Source organism: Streptomyces sp. NPDC058964, from assembly GCF_042741275.1.
GTDB lineage: Bacteria > Actinomycetota > Actinomycetes > Streptomycetales > Streptomycetaceae > Streptomyces.
The window spans coordinates 3,380-12,796 of the sequence record NZ_JBHYKH010000251.1; the positions used below are offsets into that span (position 1 = coordinate 3,380).

Consider the following 9,417-nt stretch of genomic DNA (forward strand, 5'->3'; position numbering starts at 1 on the left):
GGCGCGGGGGGGGGGGGGGGGGGCGTCGTGCGGGCCGCCCCCCCCCCCGCGTCCGTGTCCGCGGTTCAGATCCGGGTGACGTCCAGCTCCCCGGCCGCGTAGCGCCTGCGCAGCACCTTCTTGTCGAACTTGCCCACGCTCGTCTTCGGCACCGCCTCGATCACCGTCCACCGCTCCGGCAGCTGCCACTTGGCGATCCTGGCCTCCTCGGCGAGGAAGGTGCGCAGGGTCTCGAAGTCGGCGGTGGCACCCGCCCTGAGGACGACCGTGGCCAGCGGACGCTCGCCCCACTTCTCGTCGGGGACGGCCACCACGGCGGCCTCGGCGACGTCCGGGTGGGACATCAGGGCGTTCTCCAGGTCGACCGAGGAGATCCACTCGCCGCCGGACTTGATGACGTCCTTGGCTCGGTCCGTGAGGGTGAGGAAGCCGTCTGCGCTGATGACACCGACATCGCCCGTCTTCAGCCAGCCGTCCTCGCTGAACTTGTCGGCGGGGCGCAGCGGCTCGCCGTCGGGGCCGTTGTAGTAGGCGCCCGCGATCCACGGGCCGCGTACCTCCAGCTCGCCCGCGGACTCGCCGTCCCAGGGGAGCCGTTCGCCGCCCGGTCCGGTGAGCCGTGCCTCGACTCCGGCCGGGAAGCGGCCCTGGGTGAGCCGGTAGCCGAACTCCTCCTCCGTGCCGACCGCGTGCGCCGGCGGCCGGGCCACCGTGCCCAGCGGAGAGGTCTCCGTCATCCCCCAGGCGTGGCAGACCCGCATGCCGAGCTTGTCGAAGGCCTCCATGAGGGAGGGCGGACAGGCCGAGCCGCCGATGGTGACCTGGGTGAGGGAGGAGACGTCCCGGGGCTTGGCGGTCAGCTCGGCGAGCAGGCCCTGCCAGATGGTGGGGACGGCGGCCGCATGGGTCGGGCGCTCGCTCTCGATCATCTCGGCGAGCGGCCCCGGCTGCAGGAAGCGGTCCGGCATCAGCATGTTGACGCCGGTCATGAAGGTCGCGTGCGGCAGGCCCCAGGCATTGACGTGGAACTGGGGCACCACGACGAGCGAGGTGTCCTGGTCGGTCAGCCCCATCGACTCCGTCATGTTGACCTGCATGGAGTGCAGGTAGATCGAGCGGTGGCTGTAGACCACGCCCTTGGGGTCGCCGGTGGTGCCGGAGGTGTAGCACATGGCGGCGGCCTGGCGTTCGTCGATCTCCGGCCAGTCGAACGTCGTCGGCCTGTCCGCGATCAGTTCCTCGTACTCGTGCACCCGCGCGGTGCCACCGGCGAGCGGGGAGCGGTCGCCGGGTCCGGAGACGACGATGTGCTCGACCGTGGTCAGCCTGGGCAGCAGCGGGGCGAGCAGCGGGATCAGCGAACCGTTGACGATGATCACGCGGTCGGCGGCGTGGTTGACGATCCAGGCCAGCTGGTCGGCGGGCAGGCGGAGGTTGAGCGTGTGCAGCACCGCACCCATGGAGGGGATCGCGAAGTAGGCCTCGACGTGCTCGGCGTTGTTCCACATCAGCGTCGCGACCCGGTCGTCGGCCCGTACTCCGAGGTCGTCGCGCAGGGCGTTCGCCAGCTGGACCGCACGGGTCCCCGCCTCGGCGAAACTGCGCCGCTGCGGCTCGCCCTCCCCGGTCCAGGTGGTGATCTGGGACCGTCCGTGCACCAGCACACCGTGCACGAGGATGCGGGTGACGGTCAGCGGTACGTCCTGCATGGTGCTCAGCACGGCGTCCTCCCGGGGCGACATTGCCTACGCGGCAGTAGGGGCTGCGCTGATTCTGCGCACATACCGCGCGGTATGTCACTAGGGGAAGGAAAACTCGCGGGTCTGGCCGGCCTATCTCACCAGGTCGAGTTCGGGATCCTCGCGCAGCTTGCCGAGCGCCCGCGACACCGCGGACTTCACCGTCCCCACCGAGACCCCCAGCACCTCGGCCGTCTGGGCCTCGCTCAGGTCCTCGTAGTAGCGCAGGACGACCATCGCCCGCTGCCGCGCGGGCAGCCTGCTTATCGCCCGCCACATCGCGTCGTGCAGCGCCTGCCGCTCCGCCGGGTCGTCGCCGCCGGACACGGGCTCCGGCTCGGGCAGCTCGTCGCACATGAACTCGTCGACCCTGCGCTTGCGCCACTGCGAGGTCCGCGTGTTCAGCAGAGCCCGGCGCACATAGCCGTCGAGCGCCCGGTGGTCCTCGATCCGGTCCCAGGCGACGTAGGTCTTGGCGAGCGCGGTCTGCAGCAGGTCCTCCGCGTCGCTCGGGTTGGCGGTGAGCGACCGCGCGGTACGCAGCAGCACCGGCTGGCGGGCCCTCACGTACGACGCGAACGACGGGTACGTGGGGGTCCCCCCGCTCGGGCGGAGCCTGGACTGGGGGAAGGTCTGCCTCGCCGGTGCGGCGGCGTCCGAAGCACTGGTGCAGACGAGTGTGGTCATGGCTCCACGCTATGAGCGACCCCTGTCGCGGCGGATCGGTCGCAGGTCCCGAAGCAGAGTCCCCCTCAGGTTGTAGGAGTGGGGCCGGCTACACCTCCTGAAGGTGGAGTGCCGGGCGGGCGGTACTACGGGTTCGCCCCTGAGGACTCAGCCGTCGGCGGCCAGGACCAGCCCCGACGTCGGCACGCCCGTCCCCGCCGTCACCAGGATCCGGTCCGCCCCCGGTATCCGGTTCACGGCGGTGCCCCGCAGCTGGCGTACCCCTTCCGCCACCCCGTTCATCCCATGGAGGTACGCCTCCCCGAGCTGTCCGCCGTGGGTGTTGAACGGCAGCCGCTCCTCGGCCACGAAGTCCGCCGCCTCCCCCCTTCCGCAGAACCCGAACTCCTCCAGCTGCATCAGCACGAACGGGGTGAAGTGGTCGTAGAGGATCCCGACGTCGATGTCGGCCGGGGCCAGTCCCGAGGTGCGCCACAGCTGCCGGGCCACCACGCCCATCTCCGGCAGGCCGGTCAGGTCGTCGCGGTAGAAGCTTGTCATCTGCTCCTGGGCACGGCCGGCGCCCTGGGCGGCCGCCGCGATCACCGCGGGCGGATGCGGCAGGTCACGGGCCCGCTCCACGGACGTGACAACGAGCGCCTGTCCGCCGTCCGTCTCCTGGCAGCAGTCCAGCAGCCGGAGCGGCTCCACGATCCACCGCGAGGCCGCGTGGTCGGCGAGCGTGATGGGACGGCCGTGGAAGTACGCCGCCGGGTTGGTCGCCGCGTACTTGCGGTCCACGACGGCCACGTGCCCGAACGCGTCGGGGGTCAGCCCGTAGGTGTACAGATACCGCTGTGCCGCCATGGCCACCCAGGAAGCCGGGGTGAGCAGCCCGAACGGCAGCGCCCAGCCGAGCGCCACGCCTTCCGCCGACGGCTCCCGGTGCTGCACGCCCGAGCCGAATCTCCGCCCCGACCGCTCGTTGAAGGCGCGGTAGCAGACCACGACCTCCGCCACCCCCGTGGCCACCGCGAGCGCCGCCTGCTGGACGGTCGCGCAGGCCGCCCCGCCGCCGTAGTGGATCCGGGAGAAGAAGGACAGCTCGCCCATTCCGCAGGCCTGGGCCACGGTGATCTCCGGACTGGTGTCCATGGTGAACGTCACCAGTCCGTCCACGTCCCCCGGGGTCAGTCCCGCGTCGTCGAGCGCGGCCCGCACCGCCTCCACCGCCAGCCGCAGCTCACTCCGACCGGAATCCTTGGAGAACTCCGTGGCCCCGATGCCGACGATCGCCGCGCGTCCGCCGAGCACGTCCCGGGTCCGTACGCTCATCGCGCACCACCTCCCGGCGGGACGGTTACCGTCACCGTGCCCGTCACGTGTCTGCCGATGCCGTTGGCGCCGGTCACCCGGACGGTGGCGGTGTCTGCGTCCACCTCCTCGACCCGGCCCGTCAGCACCATCGTGTCTCCCGGGTAGTTGGGAGCCCCCAGCCGAATGGCGACCCTGCGGAGCACGGCCGTCGGGCCGAAGTGGTCCGTGACGTACCTGCCGACCAGCCCGTTCGTCGTCAGGATGTTCATGAAGACGTCCGGGGAGCCCTTGTGCCGGGCCAGTTCCGCGTCGTGGTGCACGTCCTGGTAGTCCCGCGACGCGATCGCCCCCGCCACGATCAGCGTCCGGGTGATCGGGATCTCCAGCGGCGGCAGCTCCGTGCCCGCCGTCATCACCGGCTTCCCCGGTGTCAGCGCCATGCCTCACTCCCCACTCGCGATCAGCTCCCCCAGTTCCTGCAGCACTTCGCTCCCGCAGCCCAGATAGGCGTCCAGCTGCCGTCCCCACAGGAAGTGCCGGTGCACCGGATGGCCGAGGTCGGCCCCCGCGCCGCCGTGCAGATGCTGACCCGTGTGGACGACCCGCTGCCCCGCCTCCGACGCCCACCATGCGGCGGTCAGCGCGTGGGTGGCGTAGGGAAGCCCCGCATCACGCCGCCAGGCCGCCTCGTACGCCGTCACCCGTATCGCCTCGGTGTCCATGTACGCGTCGGCGGCGCGCAGCTGGACCGCCTGCCGAGTGGCGAGCGGCCGGCCGAACTGCTCCCGGCCGTTCACATGCGCCACCGCCCGGGCGAGCGATCCCGCGCACACCCCCGCCTGGAGCCCGGCGAAGGCGGTGCGGGCGGTCGCGAGGACGTCGGCGCAGGCGTCGTCGCCACCGAGCCGTTCGGCCTGCGCGCCGTCGAGCGCCAGGCGGCCGGCCGACCAGGGTGCGGTCAGCTCGACCGGAGTGACCGTGGTGCCGTCCGCGAGCGGTGTCAGCCACAGCCGCCGGCCGTCGTCGGCCACGAGCACGTGCGTGGCGTCCCGCAGCCAGGGGACGACGGGCACGGTGCCGGTCAGCCCGCTCGAGGCCGAGGCCCTGACCCCTCGCTGCGCCGGGAACGCGCCGCTCACCACGACGGAGCCGTCCGCGATGCCGGGCAGCAGCCGTTCCCGCTGCTCCGGGGTGCCGTGGGCGGTCACGGCGAGGAGCCCGTAGACACAGGTCGCCGCGTACGGCACCTGGGCCGTCCTCCGGCCCTGTTCCTCCAGGAGCAGCACCAGCCCCAGCAGGCCCAGTTCCGTCACCGCGCTCACCAGGCCGGCCCCGCACAGGGACTTCCACAGCTCCTGGTCGCTGCCGGTGCCGACGGCCGCGAGGCGCTCGTGCGTCGCCAGGTCCCCGAAGATCCGGGCGGCCAGATCGCGGGCGGCGGCCTGTTCCTGCGTGGGCGTGAAGTCCATGTCAGCCCTCGCCCTCGGTGACCCGGAAGACCGGAAGGGTCAACGCGTCCTCGTCCGCGTCTGCGTCCTCGTACCGCCGGAACTCCACCCGCACCGGCAGTCCGACGCGCACCTTGTCGTACGGCACCCCCACCACGTTGCTCACCATCCGCACGCCCTCCGCGAGCTCGATCAGCCCGACCGCGTAGGGGCCGGTCGCGTCGGCGGCCCGGCCCGACTCCGTGAAGGCGGGGAACGGCGGGTGGTGCATCACGACGTACGAATAGACCGTGCCCTCGCCGCTCGCCTCGACCGTGTCCCACTCCGGGCCGCCGCAGGAGTTGCAGCCCGGCAGCCAGGGGTGGCGCAGGGTGCGGCAACCCGTGCAGCGCTGGATGAGCAGCCGGTGGCGGGCCACGCCCTCCCAGAAGCCGGCGTTGTCCCGGTTGACCACCGGGCGGGGGCGCCGGGCCCGCTGGGTTCTGCGCTTCCCGCGTGACGGGGCGTACTTGAGGACGCGGAAGCGGTGCGTGCCCGCGAGTTCCCCGCCGACCCGCACGTCCGTGCGGGTCGTGATGAAGTACCCCGTGCCGAGCTTCGTCGTCTTCCGCTCCGACACCGACTCGATCACCGTGCCGAAGGTGATCTCGTCCCCGGGCCGCAGGGGGCGCGGATACTCCTGTTCGCAGTCGGTGGCGACGATCGAGATGCACCCCGCCTCGTCCAGCAGGGCCATCAGCTCGTCGAACGCCGTCGTGCGCCCCTCGTTGCCGGAGAGGCCGCCCATCGTCCACGCCTGGAGCATGGTGGGCGGGGCCACGGCGTCCGGGCCCGCGTACGCCGGGTTCGTGTCGCCCATCGCCTCGCACCAGTGCCGGATCATCGGCACATTGACCGGGTCCTTGCCCGCGCAGGCGACGGCGGCCGCCCGCCCCTCGTACGCCCTGAGCCGTGTCAGCAGCTCGTCCGGCCCGCCACTCATCGCCGCCCCCTCGTCATCCCGAGCCGCATCGTCGCGACGATCTCCCGCTGCACCTCGCTCACCCCGCCCCCGAACGTGTTGATCTGCGCCGCCCTGTTCAGCCGCTCGATCCCGCCGTCCCCGAAGGCGCCCGGCGACCCCGAGCGCACCAGCCCCGCCAGTCCGTCCGTCCCGAGAACGTGCTGGCATATCCGGTACACCGCCACCGCCGACTCGGTTCCCGCGACCTTCACTCCGCTCGCGTCTCCGGGCGCCGGCCGGCCCGCCCCCACGTCCCCGACCAGACGCCAGTTGAGCAGGCGGGTCGCCGCCAGCCGGGCATGCGCCTCGGCCAGTTCGGCGCGCACCCACGGCTCGTCGATCCGGCGCCTGCCGGTGACCGGGTCGGGGATGCGGGCGGCGGCGAGCGCCGCCGCGTGGAAGTCCTCGGCCTGCATGCCGACGGCGGCGAGGGCGACCCGTTCGTGGTTGAGCTGGTTGGTGATGAGCGACCAGCCGTCGTTCTCGGTGCCGACGAGGTTCCCGGCGGGAACCCGGACGCCGTCGTAGTAGGTGGCCGTCGTGGTCTGTCCGCCCACGGTCTCGATCGGCGTCCAGGAGAACCCCGGCGCGTCGGTGGGGACGAGCAGGATCGAGATGCCGCGGTGCTTCGGCGCCTCGGGGTCGGTGCGGCAGGCCAGCCAGATCCAGTCGGCGTGCTGGGCGCCCGAGGTGAAGATCTTCTGGCCGTCCACCAGCCAGCCGTCGCCGTCCCGCACGGCCCGCGTCCGCAGCGACGCAAGGTCGGTACCGGCGGACGGTTCGCTGTAGCCGATGGCGAAGACCGTCTCCCCGCGCAGGATCCGGGGCAGGAAGCGGGCCTTCTGCTCCTCGCTCCCGTACTTCATGAGCGTGGGACCGACCGTGTTCAGCGTGACCATCGAGACCGGGGCGCCGGCGCGGTACGCCTCGTCGAAGAACACGAACTGCTCGTCCGCACCCCGGCCCTGTCCGCCGTACTCGACGGGCCAGCCGAGCCCCAGCAGGCCGTCGGCGCCGATGCGGCGCAGCAGGACGCGCTGTCGCTCCGCGTCGAAGGGGCCGTCCGCCATCAGGTTCCGGAAGTAGGCGCGGAGTTCGGCGCGCAGCCGCTGCTGGCGCTCGGTGGGGGCGAGGTGCACGGCGGGGGCCTCCCGGCTCGTACGAGTGACGGTTTCTGACTGTCCGTCAGATGTCGTCGGGTGTCAAGGTCGGCCGGGAACCCGAAAACGCCTGCGCGGCGGTACCGAAGCACCGCCGCACAGACGCGTTACGACCCCGAAATGCGCACCCCGCAAGGGACTTCAGACGCGGCTCACCACAGCCTGGTGAAGTGGACCACGACGTTCTCGTTGCCCTGGTTGACGGCTGTGAACGCTGATCCGTTGACCTGCGCGGTATTGCTCTGGTTCGAGGCCCCGGAACCGACCGCGTTCTGCTGTGTGGTGGACGAGTTGCCGTGGTTGTTTCCGCCGACGCCGCTGCCGACGATGCTCGCCACACCGGCGTTCGATCCGTTGTCCGCGAAGCCGCCGTTGTCCGCGGCCGCGACGCCGCCGAAGAGGGCGGCTGCGAGCGGAAGCGCGGAGACGGCGGCGATGACGCGGGCGGTACGGATGCTTGCCATGTTTGTTCCTCCAGAACGAAGTACCCATCGGCCGTGAGACCCGGGATACGTCAAGTAAGGCTGCTACCAGGGGAGTTGGCCGACCGCCCCGGTGGTTGTGCACGACGTCGCGAATCCAGAGTTGCCCACCGAATCCCCGCCGAACCACCCCGGAAGGCGTGATTCGCCCTCAAGCGTGATGACAAGTCGATAAACCCTTTTCGCCATCTTTGGTGATCTCGGCTCCAATCAGCCTTAGGCACGGACACATCACCTCAAGAGCCGCAAGCGAGGAACCGTTCCGGCGCATTTCCGGCCGATCCGCCCGCCCCGGCGAGTCGCCGCCACACCCCCTTCCCTTTTTCGAACATACGTACGAACATGGAGTCATGGCCACCACAGACCGGCAGGCCACGACGATGGCCCTCGCACACGCCCTGTCAGCCGCCGAACGCGGACTGGCCGTCATCCCCCTGACCCGGACCAAACTCCCGGCCCTGCGTTCCCCCCACCACGACGATCCCGGCCCCGCGCCCTGCCACGGCGAGTGCGGCCGCCTCGGCCACGGCGTGTACGACGCCTCGTCCGCCCCGGCGCGCATCCGCGAACTGTTCGAAGCCGCGCCCTGGGCCACCGGCTACGGCATCGCCTGTGGGCTGCCCCCGCACCGTCTGATCGGTGTCGACCTCGACACCAAGTCCGGCACGGACTCCTCGGCCGCCCTGCGCGAACTGGCCCTGCGACACCTGTTCACGATCCCCGAGACCGTCGTCGTACTGACCCCGAGCGGCGGCCGCCACCTCTGGCTGAGCGGCCCGCCGGACGTCGTCGTGCCCAACTCGGCCGGCCGGCTCGCCCCCGGCATCGACATCAGGGGCGCCGGGGGCTACCTCGTCGGACCCGGCTCCCGCACCGACCACGGTGTCTACGGCACCGCCCCGGGCACCGCGCACCTGGCCCCCGCCCCCTGCCCGCCCGCCCTGCTCCGGCTGCTGCTCCCGCCACCCCGGGCGAGTGGCCCCGTGCCCCGGGCGGCCGGGGGCCACGGCCAGGGGCTGGTCCAGTTCGTCCTCGCCGCCCACGAGGGCCAGCGCAACACCCGCCTGTTCTGGGCCGCCTGCCGCGCCTACGAGAACGGCATCGGGGCCGCCTTGCTGGACCCCTTGGTCGAGGCGGCCCGCAGCACCGGCCTGACGGAACACGAAGCCCGCGCCACGATCGCCTCCGCGGCCCGCATGACGAGCCACCGCCCCTGACCGGTCACGGCGGTTTCCGGAGCACGGTTCAGTCCGTCCGAGTACGCGCCCCGGTGACCTTCGAGGCGGGCAGCCGGCCGGCCCGTGAAGTACCGGCCAGGCTGTCCCCGTCGACCGTCACGTCGAAGGCGAGGTTCAGCCGCAACGGCTTGGTGACGGCCTGCTTCCAGGTGAGCCGGTCGCCGTGGAGTACGACGTCACGCAGCGGTACTTCCTCCCCCGCCCCGTGGGCCGTCCCCACGAGGAGCCCGTCCTCGCGCCGCCGGAACTCGGCGACCGCCGCGATCCGGCCGATCGGGGTGGAGATGGACAGGTCCCAGGTGCCTTCGACGCACATGCCTGTGTGTTATACACAACTGACGCTGCCGCCCCCCAATCCAGAGTA

Annotated in this window: 10 protein-coding genes; 1 reads left to right on the top strand and 9 read right to left on the bottom strand. The window is 71.9% G+C overall.

The genetic code is table 11. From position 1 onward, the window contains the following. Positions 1 to 65: 65 nt before the first annotated feature. From ACFW2E_RS27120 to ACFW2E_RS27155, 8 genes are all read right to left on the bottom strand, one after another. Positions 66 to 1,721, bottom strand: coding sequence for a long-chain fatty acid--CoA ligase (locus tag ACFW2E_RS27120; RefSeq protein WP_384469683.1), 1,656 nt, complete (start codon positions 1,719 to 1,721; stop codon positions 66 to 68). 111 nt (positions 1,722 to 1,832) lie between these two features. Next, on the bottom strand, positions 1,833 to 2,426 hold the full coding sequence (locus tag ACFW2E_RS27125) for a SigE family RNA polymerase sigma factor (protein WP_384469684.1): 594 nt from the start codon (positions 2,424 to 2,426) through the stop codon (positions 1,833 to 1,835). Between the two features lie 147 nt (positions 2,427 to 2,573). After that, complete coding sequence (locus ACFW2E_RS27130) at positions 2,574 to 3,740, bottom strand: lipid-transfer protein (protein ID WP_384469685.1); 1,167 nt, start codon at positions 3,738 to 3,740, stop codon at positions 2,574 to 2,576. Then, positions 3,737 to 4,135, bottom strand: coding sequence for a MaoC/PaaZ C-terminal domain-containing protein (locus tag ACFW2E_RS27135; RefSeq protein ID WP_384469692.1), 399 nt, complete (start codon positions 4,133 to 4,135; stop codon positions 3,737 to 3,739). The genes ACFW2E_RS27130 and ACFW2E_RS27135 overlap by 4 nt, the downstream gene beginning before the upstream one ends. Before the next feature lie 30 nt (positions 4,136 to 4,165). Continuing rightward, a complete protein-coding gene (locus ACFW2E_RS27140; protein ID WP_384469686.1) occupies positions 4,166 to 5,191 on the bottom strand; it encodes an acyl-CoA dehydrogenase family protein in 1,026 nt (341 codons plus the stop codon). A gap of 1 nt (position 5,192) precedes the next feature. After that, the gene (locus ACFW2E_RS27145; RefSeq protein ID WP_384469687.1) at positions 5,193 to 6,152 is read right to left on the bottom strand and encodes a bifunctional MaoC family dehydratase N-terminal/OB-fold nucleic acid binding domain-containing protein; all 960 of its coding nucleotides are present in this window, start codon (positions 6,150 to 6,152) and stop codon (positions 5,193 to 5,195) included. After that, positions 6,149 to 7,312, bottom strand: a complete 1,164-nt coding sequence (locus ACFW2E_RS27150; RefSeq protein WP_384469688.1) for an acyl-CoA dehydrogenase family protein — start codon at positions 7,310 to 7,312, stop codon at positions 6,149 to 6,151. Before ACFW2E_RS27150 ends, ACFW2E_RS27145 begins: the two co-directional genes overlap by 4 nt. 173 nt (positions 7,313 to 7,485) lie before the next feature. Continuing rightward, the gene (locus tag ACFW2E_RS27155; protein ID WP_384469689.1) at positions 7,486 to 7,797 is read right to left on the bottom strand and encodes a hypothetical protein; all 312 of its coding nucleotides are present in this window, start codon (positions 7,795 to 7,797) and stop codon (positions 7,486 to 7,488) included. A 368-nt stretch (positions 7,798 to 8,165) separates the two neighbouring features. Here ACFW2E_RS27155 and ACFW2E_RS27160 point away from each other — a divergent pair, with 368 nt between their 5' ends. Further along, positions 8,166 to 9,032, top strand: coding sequence for a bifunctional DNA primase/polymerase (locus ACFW2E_RS27160; protein ID WP_384469690.1), 867 nt, complete (start codon positions 8,166 to 8,168; stop codon positions 9,030 to 9,032). Positions 9,033 to 9,060: 28 nt separating this feature from the next. On the opposite strand, the gene ACFW2E_RS27165 is transcribed toward ACFW2E_RS27160, so the two are convergent. Beyond that, positions 9,061 to 9,369 carry a hypothetical protein gene (locus tag ACFW2E_RS27165; RefSeq protein WP_384469691.1) on the bottom strand — a complete coding sequence of 103 codons (309 nt, stop codon included), beginning with the start codon at positions 9,367 to 9,369 and terminating at the stop codon, positions 9,061 to 9,063. Positions 9,370 to 9,417: the final 48 nt, after the last annotated feature.